General features: G+C 37.6%; 21 protein-coding genes. 6 read left to right on the forward strand and 15 right to left on the reverse strand.

Going from position 1 to position 22,417, the window contains the following annotated elements; all coding sequences use genetic code 11:
• Window positions 1-235: 235 nt before the first annotated feature.
• From AW17_RS18585 to AW17_RS18630, 10 genes are all read right to left on the reverse strand, one after another.
• On the reverse strand, window positions 236-691 hold the full coding sequence (locus AW17_RS18585) for a PA2169 family four-helix-bundle protein (RefSeq protein WP_029278817.1): 456 nt from the start codon (window positions 689-691) through the stop codon (window positions 236-238).
• 104 nt (window positions 692-795) lie between these two features.
• A complete protein-coding gene (locus tag AW17_RS18590; RefSeq protein WP_029278819.1) occupies window positions 796-1,713 on the reverse strand; it encodes a glycosyltransferase family 2 protein in 918 nt (305 codons plus the stop codon).
• 107 nt (window positions 1,714-1,820) lie between these two features.
• Window positions 1,821-2,231, reverse strand: a complete 411-nt coding sequence (locus AW17_RS18595; protein WP_029278821.1) for a GxxExxY protein — start codon at window positions 2,229-2,231, stop codon at window positions 1,821-1,823.
• 259 nt (window positions 2,232-2,490) lie between these two features.
• The gene (locus tag AW17_RS18600) at window positions 2,491-3,252 is read right to left on the reverse strand and encodes a class I SAM-dependent methyltransferase (RefSeq protein WP_029278823.1); all 762 of its coding nucleotides are present in this window, start codon (window positions 3,250-3,252) and stop codon (window positions 2,491-2,493) included.
• A gap of 13 nt (window positions 3,253-3,265) precedes the next feature.
• Complete coding sequence (locus AW17_RS18605; RefSeq protein WP_029278825.1) at window positions 3,266-3,913, reverse strand: O-methyltransferase; 648 nt, start codon at window positions 3,911-3,913, stop codon at window positions 3,266-3,268.
• Window positions 3,910-5,229 carry a flippase gene (locus AW17_RS18610; protein WP_029278827.1) on the reverse strand — a complete coding sequence of 440 codons (1,320 nt, stop codon included), beginning with the start codon at window positions 5,227-5,229 and terminating at the stop codon, window positions 3,910-3,912. Before AW17_RS18610 ends, AW17_RS18605 begins: the two co-directional genes overlap by 4 nt.
• 78 nt (window positions 5,230-5,307) lie before the next feature.
• Window positions 5,308-5,799, reverse strand: coding sequence for a hypothetical protein (locus tag AW17_RS18615; RefSeq protein ID WP_051691960.1), 492 nt, complete (start codon window positions 5,797-5,799; stop codon window positions 5,308-5,310).
• A 170-nt stretch (window positions 5,800-5,969) separates the two neighbouring features.
• A complete protein-coding gene (locus tag AW17_RS18620; RefSeq protein ID WP_029278831.1) occupies window positions 5,970-6,482 on the reverse strand; it encodes a DinB family protein in 513 nt (170 codons plus the stop codon).
• A gap of 19 nt (window positions 6,483-6,501) precedes the next feature.
• The gene (locus AW17_RS18625) at window positions 6,502-7,200 is read right to left on the reverse strand and encodes a proline and serine-rich protein 1 family protein (RefSeq protein ID WP_029278833.1); all 699 of its coding nucleotides are present in this window, start codon (window positions 7,198-7,200) and stop codon (window positions 6,502-6,504) included.
• 76 nt (window positions 7,201-7,276) lie between these two features.
• Complete coding sequence (locus tag AW17_RS18630) at window positions 7,277-7,966, reverse strand: YjjG family noncanonical pyrimidine nucleotidase (protein ID WP_029278835.1); 690 nt, start codon at window positions 7,964-7,966, stop codon at window positions 7,277-7,279.
• A 217-nt stretch (window positions 7,967-8,183) separates the two neighbouring features.
• Here AW17_RS18630 and AW17_RS18635 point away from each other — a divergent pair, with 217 nt between their 5' ends.
• Window positions 8,184-9,893 (forward strand): Fic family protein, encoded by a 1,710-nt coding sequence (locus AW17_RS18635; RefSeq protein ID WP_245235103.1) that lies wholly within the window; start codon window positions 8,184-8,186, stop codon window positions 9,891-9,893.
• A 282-nt stretch (window positions 9,894-10,175) separates the two neighbouring features.
• On the opposite strand, the gene upp is transcribed toward AW17_RS18635, so the two are convergent.
• The 4 genes from upp to AW17_RS18655 form a co-directional block, all read right to left on the reverse strand.
• Window positions 10,176-10,820: a uracil phosphoribosyltransferase gene (upp, locus tag AW17_RS18640; RefSeq protein WP_029278839.1), complete on the reverse strand. Its 645-nt coding sequence runs from the start codon at window positions 10,818-10,820 to the stop codon at window positions 10,176-10,178.
• Between the two features lie 89 nt (window positions 10,821-10,909).
• Window positions 10,910-12,178: a DUF7033 domain-containing protein gene (locus AW17_RS18645; protein ID WP_029278841.1), complete on the reverse strand. Its 1,269-nt coding sequence runs from the start codon at window positions 12,176-12,178 to the stop codon at window positions 10,910-10,912.
• A gap of 135 nt (window positions 12,179-12,313) precedes the next feature.
• Window positions 12,314-12,820 (reverse strand): DUF6702 family protein, encoded by a 507-nt coding sequence (locus AW17_RS18650; RefSeq protein ID WP_029278843.1) that lies wholly within the window; start codon window positions 12,818-12,820, stop codon window positions 12,314-12,316.
• Window positions 12,821-12,868: 48 nt separating this feature from the next.
• Window positions 12,869-13,534: a class I SAM-dependent methyltransferase gene (locus AW17_RS18655; protein WP_029278845.1), complete on the reverse strand. Its 666-nt coding sequence runs from the start codon at window positions 13,532-13,534 to the stop codon at window positions 12,869-12,871.
• 256 nt (window positions 13,535-13,790) lie between these two features.
• On the opposite strand from AW17_RS18655, the gene AW17_RS18660 reads away from it, so the two are divergent.
• Window positions 13,791-14,375 (forward strand): HupE/UreJ family protein, encoded by a 585-nt coding sequence (locus AW17_RS18660; protein WP_029278848.1) that lies wholly within the window; start codon window positions 13,791-13,793, stop codon window positions 14,373-14,375.
• Window positions 14,376-14,386: 11 nt separating this feature from the next.
• Complete coding sequence (locus tag AW17_RS18665; RefSeq protein WP_029278850.1) at window positions 14,387-16,759, forward strand: M1 family metallopeptidase; 2,373 nt, start codon at window positions 14,387-14,389, stop codon at window positions 16,757-16,759.
• A 354-nt stretch (window positions 16,760-17,113) separates the two neighbouring features.
• Here the strand turns inward: AW17_RS18665 and AW17_RS18670 are convergent, their stop codons facing one another.
• Entirely contained in the window at window positions 17,114-18,274 is a 1,161-nt protein-coding gene (locus AW17_RS18670; protein WP_029278852.1) for an ATP-binding protein, read from the reverse strand.
• A 279-nt stretch (window positions 18,275-18,553) separates the two neighbouring features.
• Between AW17_RS18670 and uvrB the strand changes: the two genes are divergently transcribed.
• From uvrB to AW17_RS18685, 3 genes are all read left to right on the forward strand, one after another.
• On the forward strand, window positions 18,554-20,596 hold the full coding sequence (gene uvrB, locus AW17_RS18675) for an excinuclease ABC subunit UvrB (protein WP_029278854.1): 2,043 nt from the start codon (window positions 18,554-18,556) through the stop codon (window positions 20,594-20,596).
• A 77-nt stretch (window positions 20,597-20,673) separates the two neighbouring features.
• Entirely contained in the window at window positions 20,674-21,966 is a 1,293-nt protein-coding gene (locus AW17_RS18680; protein WP_029278856.1) for a DUF3472 domain-containing protein, read from the forward strand.
• Window positions 21,967-22,016: 50 nt separating this feature from the next.
• Entirely contained in the window at window positions 22,017-22,214 is a 198-nt protein-coding gene (locus tag AW17_RS18685) for a YwbE family protein (protein ID WP_029278858.1), read from the forward strand.
• The last annotated feature ends 203 nt before the right edge of the window (window positions 22,215-22,417 follow it).

Here is a 22,417-nt window from a genome sequence, read left to right on the forward strand (position 1 = left end):
ATCTGGTCACTAAGGGAAAAAACGGTAGCGGATTGCATCATCTCATAGGCATAAAAACCTTGACGAACTTTTAATGTGCCGCTACCGCTTTAGGTAATCTGATTTATAATTTAAGCAAAGTAAATACTTGTGATCCTTAAATAAAATATCAAAACAAATCTAAAGGACGAAATACTATAAAAAAACCTCCTCCGATAATAAATCGAAGGAGGTTTTTCTGTTTTATCTCGGTCACTTATGCTTGCGCATCACGTAATCTTTTAATTTCATCATGCGATACTCTTAACGATGCTTTTTGGTCAGAGATTAAATCTCTGATATTTGAAGGAAGATCCTCTTCCTCTAATGCCATTTTATATGCATTTTGTGCTGCATCTTCTCCAAACTCACAATTGTTTAAAACAGTTTTACGGTCGTGGCCGGTAAATAGTGCTTTAACATCCATCCATGCCCTGTAAATTTTTCCGGAGTTTGTTGTTCCGGTTTCAATGTCTTCACCCAATGCCGATATTTCTGTTGCCAAAGCCATTTTATATTTTTGGCTTTCGGCAATCATATTTAGAAATAGCGTTTTCAGATCGGCATCTCCATCCTTTAATTCCTGACGGGCTTTTTCATAACCTTCAATACGATCGTTATTAATTTGAACCAGATCGTTTAATACCTCTGCTGTTGCTGTTGTCGTTTTCATGTTTTTTTATTTTATAGTTTCGATGTATAAAAGCAACATAAACAATTAAAAAAAGGTTTGTCATTTTTTTTAATTGTCTACAACAGTGAGCTATATCAGCTTAATTATTTCTTTGAAAAGTATTGTGCCAGCTTTTCTTTAACAAAACGCCTAACACGGGTTACCATATTGCCTTTCCGTTTAATCAAAAAGCTTTTGATGGCTTTGTATGCAATGGGGTCTTCGGCTATTGTGGTCGGAAACTCAACAATGGGCTTGGGGTTGATAATTACGTTGTAGATATCATTTATTCCTGAGTGCACGCCAGTGCCATCATGGCCAATATTGTTAACGAGTGATTGCGATGGGTTAAGTGTGATGCCTCCTTTTAAAAAGATAGAAGCATACCATCTAATTGCCCAGCTGTTGTTTTTTCCCTTCTTAAACGCTAACATCTGTTTCCAGAAGTTCATTTTATTGTCGATGGAAAATGCAGCTCTTTTCTTTTTATCAAACTGTTTTATAAGGATGTTAATATCTGGTTCGAAGTTTTTCCATGCCCTTCCCCATGTGGCCCAACCCCAACTTGTGGCCGCCCTGTAGAAAAACGATTGCGAAAGTTGATCTGATTTTAGAGGATACATATAAGCTCCTATATGCATTACCCTTTCCTCTTCGCGGTAATGGTTTAAAGCATTATTGAAATAGGCTAAAGTATGGGGAGAGGTAACCAGATCATCTTCAAAAACAATTACCTGATCGTATTCTGCTATTAATTGGGTTACACCTGCAATTACCGAATTGGCTAAACCTGCATTTACCTTGCTTTCGATTACTTTAACCGATTTAAAACCTTCTGTTTTTTTGATGATTTTTCTTACTTCAGCAACTTTTTCTTTATCCTGATCTGTTTTGGCACCATCAGAAAAGATATACAAATGGCTTTGTGCTGCCAATTCATTTTGTTGCAGGAATTGTAACGTACGCTCGGTGTGCTGCGGGCGGTTGTATACGAAAAGTGCTATTGGGGCAAGGTTTTGCATTTTTGTTTTATGATTGAAGCTTTATAGGGTTAACCACAATAATAAGTTGGCTACACCTTTCACCATATAAGAAATTTAAGGTTCATATAAGGTAAAGCAAAAATATATTAATAAATTGATTCATATATCTCGTTTACATATGTTTTTTGGCCTTCTGAAAAGATATGTAAACAATTAAAATTTATCATTAGTCCGAGTGGTAGCCTTAGTAATTTCATATAAGTTAGTAGTTGGGCCACATGGATTGGTGCAACGTTTTCAACGGCTTTAAATTCAACGACTAGGGAGTCTTCAATTAGCAAATCACACCTTAGTTCTGAATCAATTATTAGTCCTTTATAATCTATTGGGACGGTTAGCTCCGATTTGAAATTGATATTTCTGATTTCCAGCTCGTGAATCATGCATTTGTGATACGTGTATTCTAAAAGCCCTGGGCCTAATGTTCTGTGGACCTCAATAGCTGCTCCGTTTACCTTGTAAACTAAGTCCTTTAAATAATTTCTGGTTAATAGCATTCCTTTTTTATTTTTATTAAATGATAAATAGGGATGTATTTTTAACAGAATTTAATTTCTATTGCAATATATTAAATTAAAGTTTGGTGGCAAGAGCAATACACTTATATTTTCTTCTATTCCTTATATGGTTAAATGGTCAGAATAAAATTCCAATTATTAAGATAACAGTATATCCAGTTACAGTTTCACCATATAAGAGGTTTAAGGTTCATATAAGTTTGGATAAATCTTGCCCTCTGTATTCCCATTTAATTATCTAAAATATATGTAGATTATGGTCTGATTTTTTGGTTAACACCGTATAGGCATTGGCAAACTGTTCTTGCTTTTTCTTCCCAAACAAATTGCCTAAGGTTTTTTTAATCCGGTATTCCAGTTCGATTTTTAATTTTTTAGAAAAAGTTTTAGGTGCTTTTCTATTAATAAACTCATTAAACTTTACCGTTTCTGGTGCAGTCATCGAAACTTTATCTTCTAGAATTTCTAATCCCTCGCTCTGCAACAAGAACCTTAAAGAAGTTGGGGTGTACATGTTAATGTGCCCATAATCCAGAAAATGTTTCATTCTTTGGTCTACACCAAAGCGATAATCTTTAGGTACTTCAACAACAATATATTTTGCTACCCTTTTCAATTCACGGATCAGGATCCTTTCGTGCTCTACGTGTTCTAAAACGTGCGCAAGAATAATCAGATCAAATGCATCATCTTCATAAGGGATTTGATACCCATCAAAAGTTTGTGCTTCTTTTAAACTGGCGAGGTTACGGTCTTTTATAATGTCGACACCACTTTGTGCAATTTCTAAAGCGTAGAGTTCGGGCGCGAAATGCCATTCATTTAAAAAATGTAAAATACTGCCATCTCCAGCGCCAACCTCGAGCACTTTTTTAGGCTTTAACCCTTTGCAAACATCAACAATGTTCTGTGCTTTATATTTTGCGCCAAGCATTCTCCATGCTACATCGCTATTGGTATAAAAATTATCGTAGGCCGTTTTTACTTCTTCGCTTAACATGATGCTTACTGATTTAAATACCTAAACAATTATCCTGTTTATAAAAAACTGAGGTTGCTTTTTCGTAAAAAAGGCCTGGTGAAATCCCACTGAAGCTGATTTCTTTGAAACCTTGAGCCTTTAAAAGCACACAGGCAGGATGATAAACTTCACGTTCACTATCATCCAAAACTAATACTCCGCTTTCTGATAAAGCATCAACGCTATACTTACAACAGTTTACACGGTCGCGACCATCAACAATAATAATGTCGAATTTTTTATCGAGCAAGGTTGCTTTTTTGGCATACTCCCCATCTTTTTCCAAATGGCAGAATATCATCTCGGCATTGGCCAGACTTGTATTTTTTACTTTATCAAACCAGCCTTTATCGTGCTCCACAGAAGTTACCGAGCCAGCTCTTTCGGCATAAAAAATAGTAGAACTGCCAGAGCCATATTCGAAAATATGCTGTGTTTTGTTTATGCGTTCTTTAATAAAATCGATAAACGAATAGGTTACCCATGGCAATGCTTTTCCTTGCCCGTCTACGGCCTGTTTTTTATCAAAAGCCGTGAACCAGCCAATGCTGTTCAGATAGCCTTTATGTCCGTATGATAATAATGCCTTAAGCCTGCTTGGCTTTGCAATTAATGTGGTTAATGCTTTTAGAGTGCTCAACGTTTAAATATTTTTTGAAATGCGGTGACCAAAAATAATGATTTTAACATCATTATACCTTGTTGCCTGGTTTTAGGGATTAATAAAAGATAAAATGTTGATACAGAACAGGCTATGAGGGTTGCAACTGATGCCCCTACACCACCATATTTTGGAATTAACCAAAGATTAAGCAGAATATTGATTATAGCACCTGCGGCTGTTCTATAAAATGAGATTTTGGTAAAGCCCTCGGCAACTAAATACTGGGAACTTGCGGTACCTAGAAATACAAAAATCCCTGACCAGATATGGATCGACAGCATCGGACCAGCACCATCATATTTACCTCTGTAAATAAGGTGAATAATATCTGCGGCAAAAAAGCTGATAAATAAGGCAACAGGTAAACTTATAAAAATTAGTAGATCGTAAAGGTTTTTAAGCCGCTTTTGATAACGGTCTAGATCTGTTTTCCGGGCATTTAATAAAGCAGGGAATACAGAGGTAACAATTGCAACCGGAATGAAATACCAAGCCTCGCTGAGGTTTTGTGCGGAACTGTAAATCCCAATGGCTTTACTACCAACACTTTTAAGCATCACCACGTCTATCTTCATATAAATGGAAACCATTACAGCTGAAAGGATAAGTGGAGATGATTTTCTTAATAAGGATTTCGCTCGTTGTTTGTCGAAACGCCAATTAAAAATACTAAAGCCTCGTTTCTGATAAACGATTATCAGGCCTGCCGCCAAGATCAATCCTTCTAAAACATATGCAAATACAATATAAATCAAGGGAAGCGATAACACAATAATGGCTACTTTAATTATTGAAATCGTAACCAGACAGACGTTCTGAACTTGTACAACATATTTGGATTGTACCTGAGACTGAAAATACGCATCTATAACATTAAATGATTTAAAAAAAGATGCGAAAGCAAGCAGGCCAATAAGTAAGGTTAAGGGAGTCCCGGGATTTGATGATAAATTATGGCTGATTAAATAAATACCAATGGCAATAGGGATAAGTAAGCCGTTTGTAGCTATTCTGAGCCATAACGAAGTACCAAGAATTTCATCACGCTTATCGGGTTCCTGAATAATTTCACGGATAATGAAAGTATCAAGCCCTAAGGCGCCTACTGCAGCAAGTATAGCTACCAAAGACAGTCCAAAACTTAAATCTCCAAATAAAATAGGGCCTAGGTAGCTTGTAATTAATACATTTACAATAAGGCTGAGCCCTTTGCCAAATATCACCCACCCCGTATTTTTTAAATACTTGTTAAATGCTTCTTCATCAAAACCTTTTATGGCGGGTAATTTCATTAACGCAAAGATGTAAAAAAATGTGCGTTAAGTTAGGTGCTGAAAATTCAAAATATTAAGTACACAATATATGTACTATTATTTCCCTTCACTTTTTGTCTCCAGCGCTTTTGTTTCTGTTGTTTTGGTTTCAGGTGTTGGTACAGGAACAGTATTTACCACCGGAGCAGGTTTGCTGTTTAAAGGTGCACCTACAGCAATATCGCATCGATGGTTGGGCTGGCCGTGAGGTGGGTTCAAACCCTTTCCTGTTTTTATCGCTAAAGTTTGTTTCACTACAGCAGGCTGTGTGGTAACTACCTGAGTTGGTTTGCTATCCAGCGGTGCCCCAATAGCTATGTCACATCTGTGGCCAGGCTCTCCATGTTTAGGATTAAGTTTTTTACCTGATGTATTTACTATAGGAGGCGCCGGAATCGTTACCGGTTGTGGACTAGCGCTTTTTTGTGGTTGAACGGCAACTGTTTGGTGTAATGGTGCACCAACTGCTAAAGCACAGGTATGGCCTGCATCGCCATGTGGCGGATTGAAAATTAGGTTAGTTTTGGCACTTTGCGCTGCGGGCTGCACAGTATTGCTTTTTTGAAGTCCCTGTATTCCCGTAGGTGTTGGAATAACAGCTTGAGCAGTTTGTTTCTTTCGCTATTACAGGCGCAAAGTAGCGTTAAGGCTAACAGGTAAAAAGCGTTTTTCATGGGACTGAGATTAATTTACTCAAATATGGCGAAATTAATTTACGTCTAAAAACTCTTTTCTATTCTTTCTAGCTGCTTGAGGTGATGTTTTAAATGAATTTCGATAAACCTTAGCCATTGTTTGGCATTTAAATAACCTAGCCGTGGGTGTTTTGTTTTACAATTGGCTTTTGCATGGGCAATTACAGGATAATTATCATCAAGACCTTTTTCAAACTCTAAAATAAAATCGAGGGCTTCTGTTTTGCTGATTTTTTTAACACGCTCGGCCAGTCTTTTCGGAACTTTATACTGTTTTGCCGGTGGTAAAGTGCCTAAAACCAAAATCAGTTTTACAATAAAATGTGTGGGTTTATTTTCGCCTTTACCACTTGCTGCGCGTTCGAGCGCAATTAACGAGAGCAGGCTTGAATCGAAAATATGCGAATATACTTCGCTGTAACTCCATCCGGCAATGGGTGGCGTAGTTTGAAAAATATCCTCAGAATAGTGAGATAATTTCGATTTATAGGCATCAACAATTTTATGTATCGATGCCTTTATTTTTGCAGCCGTCATTTAATAAAGATAAGCTGAATTACTGTTTCTCCAAATATTTTAAGAATTCATCTTTATAGTTGAAAAATTCGAATGTTTCGGCGATTGTAAAATAATTTTGTGGATATACAACCGTTTGATAGAGGCTTTTGGCAGTTTTTAAACGTTCAGTATCGAAAGTAAATGCTTTGAGTATGAGTTTGCATTGACTACTGGAAAATGAAGCTTTCTTATTTACCGCGTTGATGAGTCCCACCCTTTCATTATCAAAACTTGATTTTTTATAGCTGGTATAAAATTCTTGAAAAGCTTCAGGCGATAATAGCCTATAGTTTAGGTCAGCTAGAGTTGGTTGAATAGGGCCCGTATTGAGATCCCCCGTATAATCATAAAAATCATCTAGAGCGTATTGATTGTTGCGAAACAGGCTAAGTTGTTTAATTACATTCAGCCTGCCGTTATCGTAACCTAAAATGAGACGCTCCTGTGCATTTACGTTAATCCGCTCTCTTAGGATTAATCTATCGCCTTGCATTATAGACAACTCGGGTTTAGAATTATATACATCGTAAAAACGAAATCTGCCAGTAGCTGACCCCACCACTTCATCGTCTAAGTATACTGTATACCTGCCCGGTTTGGTAATTTGCAGAAATACTTCGGCAGAACTGCGGTTGTTTTGAGCGAAACTTAGGGTAGCAAAAAGCATTGCCAATCCTAAAAAGATGGTTTTCTTCATTTTAATTAAGGTTTCATTTGTGTGTGTTTTAAGCTAATGCCAAACGAATGCCAAAACCAAACAAAAAAGGGTAAAACTAAAAAAGTTTCAATAATTCTTCGAGATGTACAATTTCTTTCTGCACATCACCAGGTTTTTCTTTCTGTAATGGATTGAAAAATATAGCCTCCATACCAAAATTTAAAGCACCATAAATATCAGCTTCAAGGCTATCACCGATCATGATACTTTCTTCTTTTAAAGCCTTTGCTTTATCCAATGCATATTCGAAAATAATAGGGTTTGGTTTATTTACACCCACGTCTTCTGAGATAATTACGTTTTCGAAATAAGGATTAAGATTAGAGAGGTTCATTTTGGTTAAGGTTGTTTCCTTAAAGCCATTAGAAATAATATGTAGGGTATATTTTTGCTGTAGGTAGCCCAAAACATTTTCTGCCCCATCGAACAAATTGGTTTTGGTGGGTGAGATATTTACATAATCGTCCTCAAATTGATGAGGTACCGCATCAGGATGAATACCTAATTGAATGAATGTTTTGTTAAACCTTTCCGATCTTAAAAAATCTTTGGTAATTTTTCCCAAATGATAATCGGCCCAGAGCTGATGGTTATTTTCGGTATATGTTGTAATAAAGTCCGCACACGATTTTAAGCCAAGCTCCTCTAGTTTATAGGTTTGGTATAGCTCGTTTAATGTTTCTTCGGCATTACGGTCAAAATCCCAAATGGTGTGGTCAAGGTCGAAGAAAATGTGCTTTTTCATGAGTGATGATTTTCACAAAGGTAGCCTAATGATTTTTGATTATAACAATTCGTCAGATTATTTGACCATCGTGATTGCTTCATTTTTTAACTAACGGATGTTTATCATATCATATGGGAATGATGGATTGGTAGCTTATTATTTGTGATTTCCTGGTATCATTGTTTTTTGAACAATTCCTGGAATCATCATTTTTAATGCCATATGCAAAACTTGATTGAAGTACACAACGTCATTTAATAAAAATACCACAACATCACTTAATAGAAATGCCACAACACCATTTAATAGAAATACCCCGAAAAATTTATACATTTGTATTATAGCATTATGGATCAGGGGAATAGAAGTTTCTATTAAAAAAATACAAATGGCAACACCACAGGAAAGATTTGCAGCGGCACTACATAAGCTAAAGGATTTGCAGGATAGAAACGAAGTAGCAATAACTGTTGCTGATTTACCTAATCGTGTCTACCGCGAGATATTGCTGAAAAATGGTTTTATAAAGGAGGTAATCAAAGGTTGGTATGTGAGCTCTGATCCTACTGTCGGTCCCGGCGAAACAACTTCCTGGTATAGCTCGTATTGGGATTTCTGTGTGAAATTTCTAAATTCCAGATATGGTAATGATTGGATTTTATCAGCCGATCAGTCACTGAGGATTCATGCAGGGAACTGGTCTGTTCCTGCTCAGTTGTTTTTGCGATCGCCTAATGGGAACAATAATCCGACCTCATTGGGGCACAACACGTCTTTATTTAATTATAGAGCAGATCTCCCCGCCTCTGAATTGATTACTGTGGAAAAGGGCATAAGAATGTATAGTTTACAGGGCGCTCTTATTTACTGTTCTGCTGCTTCGTTTGGCGGTAATGGGCTTGATGCGCGGACAGCGCTCTCATTAATCAGAGATGCTTCTGAGTTACTTCCTGTATTACTTGAAAATGGTCATTCAGTAATCGCTGGCCGCCTAGCTGGCGCCTTTAGAAATATCGGTCGTGAAAGGATTGCTGATCAGATCATTGAAACCATGCGGCAAGCAGGTTACGATGTACGGGAAGATGATCCTTTTCAGACTAGACTTGCTATAGATCTTTCTTCACGGGAACGGTCTCCTTTTGTTAATCGTATTAAGCTTATGTGGCAACAAATGCGAGAAGAGGTAATACAGGATTTTCCAGCATCACTTGGGCTTCCTAAAGATCATGAAGCTTATCTTGATGATGTGGACTCGATGTATGTTACCGATGCTTATCACTCTTTGTCTATAGAGCGATACAGAGTAACACCTGAACTGATAGAAAGGGTCAGTTCAGATACCTGGAATACCCAAGGGAGTGCGGAGGATAGAAGGCAGAAGGACGCAATGGCTGCGCGCGGCTATTTTCAGACTTTTCAGGTAGTGAAAGAGTCGGTAAAAAAGATCCTAAATGGTAAAAATCCGGGAGGACAGGTTGATCAAGATCATCCGCGTTGGTATCGTGAGTTATTTGATCCAAGCGTTGCCGCAGGTATTTTGAAAGCTTCTGATCTGGCTGGTTATCGCAATAATCAGGTATATATTAGTAATTCACAGCACGTGCCGTTGAGTGTTGATGCAATGAGGGATTGCATGCCTGTACTATTTGAACTTTTGGAGGCTGAGCCTGAAGCTTCGGTAAGGGCGGTTTTGGGGCATTTTGTTTTTGTTTTCATTCACCCCTATATGGATGGCAATGGGCGAATGGGTCGATTTCTGATGAATGCAATGTTGGCTTCGGGGGGATACCCTTGGACAGTAATTCCAGTAGAAAAAAGAGATGAATATATGAAGGCACTGGAACAGGCAAGTGTTGAGCAAAATATCAGTGCATTTTCCAGGTTTGTCACTTATTTGGTAAACGAGGGATTAAATGGGAAACCTGTAGCTGTTCTTCCTCAATAGGATTCATTTGCTTTCATATATTACAAATGTTCCAAGGCAATAATCGCCCAGCAATTTTTTGCTATTACAAGAATGATTAAAAAACTAGATAAAAAATCTGACTATTAACTTGCCTGAACGATTCAGTAGGTAATGATTGGATTCAATCTATCCAAATATGTGTTTAATTATTATTATGAATGAAATGTCACTTTAACTATTTCTTTCATAATAGTTCATTTAATCATACTGTTGAATTATTATATTCATAAGTTGTTAACGGTTATAGATTTTGGACTAAAACTAAACCTTTTCCCCGTAAGCCAGATCGCCAGCATCGCCAAGTCCCGGCACGATATAAGATTTACTGGTCATTTCTTCGTCGATTGCTCCAAGCCAAAGTTTTGCTTTAGGCAGATTGGCGCGTACATGCGCAACACCTTCTGTACTGGCTATTGCGGCAACGATATGAAGTTCTGCAATTTTGTAGCGGTTGATCAGTTCTTTACAGCACATCACCATGCTTTGTCCGGTTGCCAACATTGGATCGGCCATAATCAAAACTTTTCCTTCTAGATCTGGGGTAGAAATGTAGTCCATCTGGATTACAAAATCGCCGCTCTTCTTTACTTTTCGATAAGCAGAAATAAAACAGCATTCGGCTTTGTCGAAGATGTTAAGCAAACCTTGTTGAAGTGGCAGCCCCGCTCGGAGTATAGTAGCTAAAACGGGTTGTTGAGTTAAAACCTCACAGGACGATACACCCAAAGGGGTTACGATTTCTTGAATGGTATATTCCAATGATTTGCTGATTTCGTAGGCAAAAAACTCACCAAGCCTTTCCATGTTTTTGCGGAAACGCATCGAATCTTTCTGAATGTTCTCATCCCGAAGTTCGGCAATAAAGGTATTGGCGATAGATTTTGTCTTGCTTACATCAAAAATCATAATAATGTCTCCGGTATCTTATAGGTTTATTCCTTGGGACGTTTAATTACTAAAATTAGCAATTTTAAGCCGGATAAATTAAATTAAAATCAATTTCCGGCATAATCGAGCATTTCTTTAAACAGCGATTTTAGTTTTTTGTATTTTGCATTTGAAGACAGACTTTTTAGACTCCAACTGCTATAAAAGGTACCGTTTACTACCTTCACTGCACCGATATATTGGTGTATTGTTTTAGTGGCTGCCTCATGCGTTAAAAACTGAAGAATATAATCGGTGAGGCAGTAAGCATTAACGATTAAAGGGGTTACTTTTTCGAGCTGAAGATCATACCAGTTAAATGGCGTACAGGTTCCGGCCCTAAAGCCCGGTACATTACTATAACCCATAGAATAATCGGAAGTAATACCGGAATTAAGAATATTTAAATAACAAATGGGGAATTTTAATACTTCTAACTGCTGACTACTTACAGGTGCAGGGTTTGGGTTGATTTTTTTGAGCTTAACAAGGCCTTCTTTAATCTCGAGCATTTTTTGCTTATCGCTGGCACAAGGCCTTAATAGTCCAACTGATTGATTGCTAAGTATTTTTGAAACGCCATTTATCCTAATGTAATTTATCGGCACGTCAGGAAAATCGACAAAATAGAGCGGATTACTTTTTTTTGAAGAAAATAGCTGGTTTACCTCATCTAAAACATGCTCATTATTAATCCCTACCCCTGTTAACCTGTCAAATTTCGAGCTCAGGTAATTGTTATCTTTTTTAAAGATAGCACTGAAAATAAATTTGGTCCTATTTAATAATCCCTCGGGTAAGTTGGGCAAAATATTGAAGTGAACGGTTGGCTGGTGCTGAAAATTCTTTTCGTGGAACTTAAAATGTGGATGCTTGTTTTTGATCAAACTTTTAATGATCAATGCCCATTCATCAATAATCGGTTTATCTAAAATCTTCCATTTATGCTGATGGCTTTTTGATGGCCTAAATTCTTCTTCATTTTTTTTGGGATAAAAATATTCCTCATAACGGCTTAATATAAAAAATGAGGCAGCAAAAACATCAAATGGCAAGGCAGATTGTGCAACCGGAAAAGGAGCCTGATATTCGCTAAAAGGAATGGTTTTTGGCTTAAATTCTTCTAATTTGTTGGAGAAGAGTAAAGCGGTACACTTAAAAAAAAGTTCCTCACCCAATGGCTCTTCGCCATAACTGATTTTGACATGCTCGCTCTGTAGAAAATATTGGCTATTGCCTGTAAATTCCAATTCTGTTTTAAGAATATCTTTAAAAATAAAATTAAAGATATATTTTATCCGAGACGTTAATATGTTGGAGAAGATGATTAGATGCATAACTTATTTTAACAACACGGTATTTAAAAAAAGATTACAAGAAATATTTCTCAGCAGATATTAACCTAAATAATATTGCCTTCTAAAATTAACGGTAATTTAACATTGAGCCGTAATTTAATACAAAAATTACAATTAAAAGTTTGCTGTGAACTTTTTTTCAGGGTAAAGGATTTTTGTGCTTTTACGGTTAGGGCCTTTTACTAGATGTACAATGCTCATCTGATCATCAAACATATCATATAAAATAGTGTTGCTCACCTCAACCGATTTTACGGACGGAATTTTCTCTACCTCAAGATAAATATTAGTAGCTTCATGATCGATCTCAAATCCGATGTAGTTCATTGAAGCCGCTTTGCCATTGGCTTTTAGCTGTAAATGAGAAAGTAGATATTTTTTCACCAATTCATCCATTGCCTTCTTCATATTCGGATTGCTCAGATCGGTTTTCTGTTTGTATAATCTGGCTAAAATTGCCTCAAAGTCGTCAGAAAAGATTTTACAGCTTACTTCTAAGGTTTTATCCTTGGTATTAAAGTTTACTTCAGTTGTGCTTACATGCAAAGGGTGTTTTATTCCTGCTCCAACAGAAAAAAAAGCAACACACAAAAGCAAAAAGCTATATTTTAATTTACGCATCAACATATTAAATCTTTCCTTAAAGGGGCAAAGTTAACACATAATCTTCTACTTGTTAAATGTAATTAAGGTGTTATGCCCACATTGTTCTACATGTAAGTGCCTGAAATTTAAGCGGGCAAATATTTTACTTAGTTTCTTATGGGATGGATGAACATGTGTAAGCTTAATATTGAAATTTTCATTGAGCCAAAAGCTTATTTTAATGGCCAATTTTCTAAAACCCGATTCTTTTGCAAGTTCTTCACGAAGAAATTTCTCATTGTTAACCACAATAAAACCGTAGCCGTTTTCTTTGATTAAGTTGTAGATACATTTTGCAAAACAGTAATCGTTAATGCAATAATACCAACATATGCGGTTAAAAATAATATCGAACTTGCCATGGGCTTCTTCTAAATAGCCCAATGAAAAATTTACTGTTATATTTTGGTCCCGAGCTTTTGCTCTTGCTATTGTTAAATAATTCTGGCTGATATCGTGCCAGGTTACTTTTGCGCCCCTTTTGGCAAATTCAATACTATATTGCCCGGGCCCGGCACCCAGATCAAGTAAAGTTTTGTTTTCGAAATCACCTAAGTGGGTTTTTATAAAATCTATTACCTTGCTGTCAATTTTTTTATATTCATGAGCCGCATATTTTTCAGCAAAAGCTTTTGGAACAGGATCGAAACCCTTTTCTGGTTTTTGTAAATAATATTTAAGCCAAAGCATAATGTTGAATAGAAGACCAATAGTTATAAGTACCAAGTTACCGTATTGGCTATGTATATTAAACAACAATTTTGTTTACAACTGTAAACCCAGTTGTTTGCGGTAAAACTTCGCCAAAAAGCACTAAATAACCTAAAGAATAGTAACAAATTTGGTATTTAGACTTTTGTTTACAAGATATTTGGGGTTTTTGTAATTAAAAATATAATTTTAGCTATTGTAAACTATTTCATTCTCAATAGTTAGCTTATTATTCATGCCGTTACAAGATTTTATCTTTTATTTTAAATTGGGTTGGACGCATATCATCAGTGCCGATGCTTTAGACCACCAGCTGTTTATTTTGGCACTGGTTGCCATTTACAGTTATGTCAATTTAAAACAGGTGCTTATATTGGTTACGGCTTTTACCATTGGCCATTCCTTTACCTTACTTTTAAGTGTATTGGATATGATCAGGTTTGATAGCAAATGGGTAGAATTTTTAATTCCCTGTACCATTGTAATTACCGCAATCAGCAATTTGTTTAGAAAGAATTTCTCCTTAAAATCAATTAAGATCAATTATTTTTTGGCGCTTGGTTTTGGTCTTATTCATGGAATGGGCTTTGCAAACTCCATCCGGATCATGCTGGCCAAAGATCAGAATATTGGCTGGGGCCTATTTGGGTTCAATGTAGGCTTGGAAGCCGGACAAGTTTTTATGGTAATCATCATTCTTTTAATTACCTTTTTAATTTTTAATTATACCCGCATAAAGCGTATGAACTGGGTTTTATTTATATCAGCAGCCGTATTTAGCCTGGCTTTAAAAATGGCTTTAGAACGAATTCCTTTTTAATAAACCATATCATGAATAAACTATTTACTTTAACCGGCCTGCTATTCTTTTCTGGTAGCCTGGCTATGGCCCAAAATACTCAGAATAACCCAGGGAGTAACCATGGGAATAAGTTTGAGCAGTTGGGCACCATTTTGCCAACACCTAATGAACAACGTACAGCCAGCGGAGCGCCTGGTGTTAAATACTGGCAGCAACGTGCCGATTATAACATCAAATGCGAGCTGGATGAAAAAAATCTGTTATTAACCGGATCTGAAACGATCACTTACACCAATAATTCTCCTGATCCATTAACTTATATCTGGTTGCAGCTTGATGAAAACGAGCATAGCATGGATCGCAATGCGAATTACCAGGATGCGACTAAAATGCCTGCTACCGGAACCACTAAAAATTTAGATCAGTTAAGTGTAACAGGAAATAATGGTTTTGGTATAAATATTACCAAATTAACCGATGCAGCCGGTAAAAACTTACCCTATACGGTTAACAAAACCATGATGAGGGTAGATTTGCCTGTAGCGCTGAGAAGTGGGCAAAAATTTATCTTCAATATCGATTGGAACTATAAAATTTCTGACCGGATGAGTGTTGGCGGCCGTGGAGGTTACGAGTTTTTCCCAACCGATGGGAACTACCTTTTTACCATGACCCAGTGGTACCCACGCTTATGTGTATATAGCGATTTTCAGGGATGGCAGAACCATCAGTTTACGGGTAGAGGCGAGTTTGCCTTAACCTTTGGCGATTTCAAAGTTCAAATGACTGTTCCGGCTGATCACCTGGTCGGTTCAACGGGGGAGTGTATCAATTATAGCGCTGTTTTAAATCCAACTCAATTAAGTAGGTATAATGCTGCTAAAACTGCGGCCGCGCCTGTAGAAATACAAACCTTGGCTGAAGCTAAACTGGCAGAAACCAAAAAATCTACAGCTAAAAAAACATGGGTTTTTAATGCGAACAATGTCCGCGATTTTGCCTGGACATCCTCACGTAAGTTTATCTGGGATGCCATGCCTCAAAAAATTCAGGCCAATAACAATACCGTAATGTGCATGAGTTTTTATGGAAAGGAAGCGTACAACCTTTACAGTAAGTTTTCTACCCGTGCGGTAGCGCATACCATTAAAACCTATTCAGATTTTACCATCCCATACCCTTACCCTGTTGCACAAAGTATTGAAGCCGCAAATGGAATGGAATACCCAATGATCTGTTTTAACTATGGCCGAACAGATACGGATGGAACATACAGCGAAAGCACTAAAAATGGGATGTTAGGTGTAATTATTCACGAGGTTGGACATAACTTCTTCCCGATGATTGTAAATAGTGATGAACGCCAATGGACTTGGATGGATGAAGGACTAAATTCTTTTGTTGAGTATTTGACTGAAGAGCTTTGGGACAACAAATTTCCAAGTAAAAAAGGACCGGCCTATACCATTGTAGATTACATGAAACTGCCAAAGGATGAGCTGGAGCCAATTATGACCAACTCTGAAAATATCACCCGTTTCGGTCCGAATGCGTATTCGAAACCCGCTACCGGTTTAAATATTCTTCGCGAAACTATCATGGGAAGAGAACTTTTCGATTACGCATTTAAAGAATATTCGAGAAGATGGGCTTTTAAACATCCTGAACCTGCAGATCTTTTCCGTACCATGGAAGATGCTAGTGGCGAAGATTTAGATTGGTTTTGGAGAGGTTGGTTTTATGGAACCGATCCATGTGATATATCTTTGGATAGCGTGAAATTTGCGAAAGCCGATTTCCCTAAGGATTTCCCAGAAGCCAAATCGAAAATGGTTAAAATTGATAAGCCCGCCGTTAATGCCTTTGAAGATATTTCGAAAATCAGGAACCGTGAGGATAAGAAAAATAATTTTTATGTAGATAAAACTCCTGCAGCACAAGATTTCTACTATAAATATGATAGGGGAATGGTTACAGTTGATACCACGGTTGCTACCAAAACAGAAACTGCTGCAACATTAGAAGCGGTTCCCTCAGCAGAGCAGGACCAATATGGCAACAAATTTATTTACGAACTGAGCTTTAGCAATAAAGGAGGCTTGGTAATGCCTATCATTGTTGAGTTTACCTATAAAGATGGAACAAAGGAAATAGACCGTATTCCAGCTCAGATCTGGAGACATAATGAGTTGAAAACAGCTAAGTTTTATGTTAAAAATAAAGAAGTAGCTTCTATTTTAATTGATCCATTACGCGAAACTGCAGATATCGACACCTCAAATAACACTTGGGGCGGTAAAGCAAAAGAAAGTAAGTTTAAGGTATATAAAACCAAAGCTGGTGGGGCAGTAAGAGGCCAGTCGGTTGGTAAAAACCCAATGCAGGCTGCAGCGGGTAAATAGCCGCATTATTATCCTGATCGATCGTCATTTCCAAATGATTGGGAACCACGTAGTGCTCATGAATGCCTTTGAATAAAAAGAAAACTTATGAATAATCGTAATGCCTTAGTAGGATTTGTAGATTGCATTAAGATTCCCGTCTGCGCGAGAATGACGATCGCTTAACACCTCGGTCTGTGTCCTGACAGACCGAAACTGAACAATTTCAGCTTGGGTAAATAATAATTAGTGGTTCGTGGGGACACAAACCACGGCCGAGGGAGGAGAAATCTTTAAGCTGGTGGCATTAAGATTCCCGCCTGCGCGAGAATGACGCCTGACAATAAAAAAACCTGTTGATTTCAGCAGGTTTTTTTATTGTATCTGAGGTAGGATGTTCGATAAGAAATGTTTGATATTGGTTACTGTGATGTCGTTTGATGATAGGTAAGTTTCGCTATTTGGCGTAATAATATATCTGTATCTTGGTTCCAGATCATTTATACAATTGACAAATCCTTTAGATATGGTGGGTGCATTTGATAGTTTGATTTCAATACATGCAATTGGAGTAATTCCCTGCACAAGGATTAAATCACATTCTGCCCCAGTTTGTGTACGGTAAAAAAAAAGGCCCGTTTGCTTATCCTTTATTTGATAAATCTGCTCAACTACATAACCTTCCCAGGATGCGCCAACACCTGGATGGCCAAACAAATCACTGTAACTTGGGATGTTTAATAAACGGTGTAAAATGCCCGTATCTCTGATATATGTTTTTGGCGACTTAATTAAACGCTTTTTGGAATTAACAAACCATGGTTGTAATCGTCTGATCAAAAAACCTCCCTCTAAAAAATCTAAATACCGATTTACAGTAGGTGCACTTACTCCTAAAGATCTTGCAAAGGATTCCCCATTAAATAGATTTCCGTTTAAATGCGCAAGCATACTCCAGAAATTTCTTAGAAGCATCGGGGCCAAATCGACGCCAAACATCTTTGCTAAGTCTCTTTCTACATAACTTACGATAAAATCATCAATCCATTCTTTGCTAAGCAAGTCGTTTTCTGATAGTAAGGATTCTGGAAATCCGCCTCGAAACCAGTGTTGTTCAAAACCTATTGTATCAGGTAGTTCAGTTAGTCCGATGGGACATAATTCATTATAAGAAATTCTACCTGCCAGGGTTTCAGAAACCCCTTTAACCAATTCTGGTGAAGCAGATCCTAACAATATAAATCTTCCCGGTATTCTTTTAGCGTCAATTAATGGTCGCAACAGAGAAAATAATGCCGGTAACAACTGAACCTCATCAATAATTACAGTATGATCTTGGAGGCTTTCGAGAAAAGTGTAAGCATCTTGTAGTTTAGCAACATCCCTAGGATTTTCCATATCGAGATATATATAGTCACTGCTTAAATCTTTTGCCAGCGTAGTTTTTCCGACCTGCCGCGGCCCGAGAATAGCAATAGCTGGAGATTTTTTAAGCCTATTTCTTAAATGGGATGCAAGATTTCTAATAATCAACATACACAAACATACACATTAACCTAGTAAATCAAAAGTTTAACTTTCGATTTACTAGGTTTGAACGCCTCTAGTCAGCCTAAAAGGGTATTTGAATATTGAAGGTTATAAAATTCTGAAGGGAATAAATTTCTTCTTACCCCAACTTTCCTGACTTTCTCCTGTTTTAGATTTTGCAGCCTAAACCGTATATTTCCTCCCAGCCGTTTATGTTTTTATAAGCGGAGGAGAGCACATTAAAATTGATTTAAAGATCAATTTTAACTAAGTTTGATTTATCCCATGAAATTTAAAATCACCTCAGAATATCAACCCACCGGAGATCAGCCGAACGCGATAAAACAATTGGTAGATGGCGTAAATGCCAACGAACATTATCAAACTTTACTAGGCGTTACGGGATCGGGAAAAACATTTACGGTAGCCAATGTGATCGAGCAGACGCAAAAACCTACCCTGATTTTGAGTCACAATAAAACTTTGGCGGCGCAGCTTTACGGCGAGTTCAAAAATTTCTTCCCTGAAAATTCGGTGAATTATTTTGTCTCTTATTACGATTACTATCAGCCAGAAGCTTTTATCGCATCAAGCAATACTTATATCGAAAAAGATCTGAGCATAAACGAAGAGATTGAAAAACTCCGGTTACGCACTACCTCTTCGTTAATGAGCGGCAGACGCGATATTATCGTGGTATCATCCATCTCCTGTATTTATGGTATGGGTAATCCCGAAGATTTTTCCCGGATGGTTTTCCGTTTTGGCGTGGGCTTAAGGATTTCGAGGAATGCATTTTTGCATAGCTTGGTTGAGATTTTATATTCGAGAACTACAACAGATTTTAAACGTGGAACCTTTAGGGTTAAAGGCGATACTGTTGATATTTATCCGGCCTATCTTGATCATGCTTACCGCATTTCTTTTTTTGGTGATGATATTGAAGAACTTTCTGCAATTGACCCGGTTTCCGGAAAAACCATAGAGAAATTAGAGGATATGGCTATTTATCCGGCCAATCTTTTCGTTACCCCGAAAGATAGATTCAATTCTTCCATTTGGGGAATACAGGAGGAGCTGGAAATCCGTAAAAACCAGCTAATTGCAGATCGACATTTGTTGGAAGCCAAACGGCTGGAAGAACGTACCAATTTCGATATCGAAATGATGAAAGAATTGGGTTATTGTTCCGGTATCGAAAACTACTCACGTTTCTTCGATGGAAGGCAGCCCGGCATGCGTCCTTTCTGTCTGTTGGATTATTTTCCTGAAGATTATTTAATGGTGATCGATGAAAGCCATGTTACCGTTCCGCAGATCAGAGCCATGTACGGTGGGGATAGATCGAGGAAATTATCTTTAGTTGAATACGGTTTCCGTTTGCCGGCTGCACTGGATAACCGACCTTTAAACTTTAATGAATTCGAAGCGCTTGCCCCGCAAACCATTTATGTAAGTGCAACTCCGGCTGAATATGAATTGGAAAAATCAGAAGGTGTGGTAGTTGAGCAGGTAATTAGACCTACAGGTTTGTTAGATCCTGTTATTGAGATTAGACCTGCCATTAACCAGGTCGACGACCTTCTAGATGAAATAGATATTACCATAAAAGATGGCGGACGTATTCTGGTCACTACATTAACCAAACGTATGGCTGAGGAATTAACTAAATATCTTGATCGCTTAAATATCAAGACCAGGTATATCCATTCTGAAATTAAAACCTTGGAACGTGTAGAGATTCTTCGTGGCTTACGTTTAGGAGAATTTGATGTGTTGGTTGGAATTAACCTTTTGCGAGAAGGTTTGGATTTGCCAGAGGTTACTTTGGTTGCTATTTTAGATGCGGATAAAGAAGGTTTCTTACGGTCTGAAAAATCACTGATCCAAACCATAGGCCGTGCGGCCCGTAATGATAAAGGCCGTGTAATTATGTATGCTGATAGCATTACGGATAGCATGGAGAAAACCATATCAGAAACGAACAGACGTAGGGATATACAGATTGCTTATAACCTTGAACATGGCATTACGCCTAAAACTGTTGGTAAATCAAGGGAAGCGATTTTAGAGCAAACATCTGTCCTTGATTTCTCTCAGAAAGCAAGCGATAATAAAGCCAGGGCTTATGTAGAAAATGCCGAAATCAGCATTGCCGCCGATCCCATTGTACAATATATGGGTAAAGCAGAGCTGCAAAGAGCAATTGATACTACGCGTAAGGATATGCAAAAAGCAGCAAAAGATATGGATTTTTTGCAGGCGGCAAAGCTGCGTGACGAAATGTTTGCCCTAGAGAAAATGTTTAACGAAAAATTCGGTAAGTAACGATTTGGTTTTAAAGATTGATTTTTAGATAATTTGAATTAGAATTGCAGTTCAATAAGTTATCTAAAAATCATCAAATGAAATCTTTTAAACTAGTAACACTGATCGTACTCGGTGTCATGGGGCTAAAAAGTCATGCCCAAAATGCTACGGCAATTTCCCTTCCACTTGGAGGTAATGCCTACAGTTCTTTACATCAGGATTCAGAAAGAACATTATCCAACAGGGGAATCATAAATTGGTCTAATCCAAAAGAATATTTTACAGCTTATTTTCGGGTTTCTAAACCTGGTACCATAACGGTATCGTTAAGCGATAAACCTACGGTAGACGGACAATCGGTTTTGGAATTTACCATCAACAATCAATCTAAAAAGGTAAGTTTCGATGAAACCAAGTCATTTGATGGTAAGATTGGTGAATGGACCATTAAAGATACTGGCTACGTTGCCTTAACCATTAAAGGAATAAGCAAAAGTGGAGCGAAATTCCCTTCAATACAAGCCTTATCCGTTAGTGGAACAGCAACTGAAGGCAAAACGGCTTATGTTAAAAACAATGAAGGCAACTTTTTTCATTGGGGCAGACGTGGGCCATCGGTTCACCTCAACTATCAACAACCTGAAAATATAAATGCAGCGTGGTATTATAACGAGGTAACCGTACCAAAAGGTGAAGATATTTTAGGCTCCTATTTTATGGCGAACGGATTTGGTGAAGGCTATTTCGGTATGCAGGTAAATAGTCCAACCGAGCGACATATCTTATTTTCGGTATGGAGCCCTTTCAATACCGACGACCCTAAGAGTATTCCGGAATCGCACAAGATTAAAATGCTTAAGAAAGGCGATGGTGTGCATACTGGGGAGTTTGGTAATGAAGGCGCTGGAGGTCAGAGCTACCTAAACTATATGTGGAAAGCAGGAAATACCTATAAATTCTTGTTGCATGGTGTGCCTGGAAAAGATAGTCTAACTACCTATACTGCTTATTTCTTTGCACCCGAAACCAATAAATGGCAATTGATAGCCAGTTTTACCAGGCCACAAACTAAAACCTATTTAAAACGCTTCCATTCCTTTTTAGAAAACTTTTCACCTGTACAGGGCGACTTATCGCGGAAAGTTTTGTTTGATAACCAATGGATCTGCGATGATAAGGGGACATGGACTGAATTAAAATCTGCCCGCTTTACTACCGACAACACAGGAGCAAAGGGATATCGGATGGATTATCAGGGAGGAGTAGATAAAGGAGCCTTTTATTTAAAGAACGGGGGCTTTTTTAACGATTATACCACACCAGGAAAAATCCTTACCAGAAGCACTACCGGTAAAAAACCTGAAATAGATTTCAGTAAGTTGCCATAACACTCAAAATAATTATGGAATTTTGAAGCTTTAATCATATTATAGCACAAATGGACGGGCAAAACAGAAAAGACATTTATCCAGGATTAGAAGTCGGAATTATCTTGAAAAAAGATCAGCGGTCAGGAAATATCACTTATGGCGTGGTGAAAGATCTGCTTACTTCATCGGCGTTTCATTCCAGAGGAATAAAAGTGAGGCTCGAAGATGGCCAAGTAGGCCGCGTAGCTGAAATTATGGAAGATTAATGCGGGTATTAAAACCTTTATAGGCTTATTTACGTATTAACCTGAGTTCGATTATTAAATCTCATTTTGTGGCGTTTTAATCAAGTTTTCTGTTAAGACGGTCGTCACCCTGAATTTATTTCAGGGTCTTTCACGCTAAAAAGATGCTGAAATAAATTCAGCAGGACGATAAAGCGGGATTAGGCGTAAATAAGATATAATTT

The organism is Pedobacter borealis DSM 19626 (assembly GCF_000708285.2).
In the GTDB taxonomy this organism is placed as follows: domain Bacteria; phylum Bacteroidota; class Bacteroidia; order Sphingobacteriales; family Sphingobacteriaceae; genus Pedobacter; species Pedobacter borealis.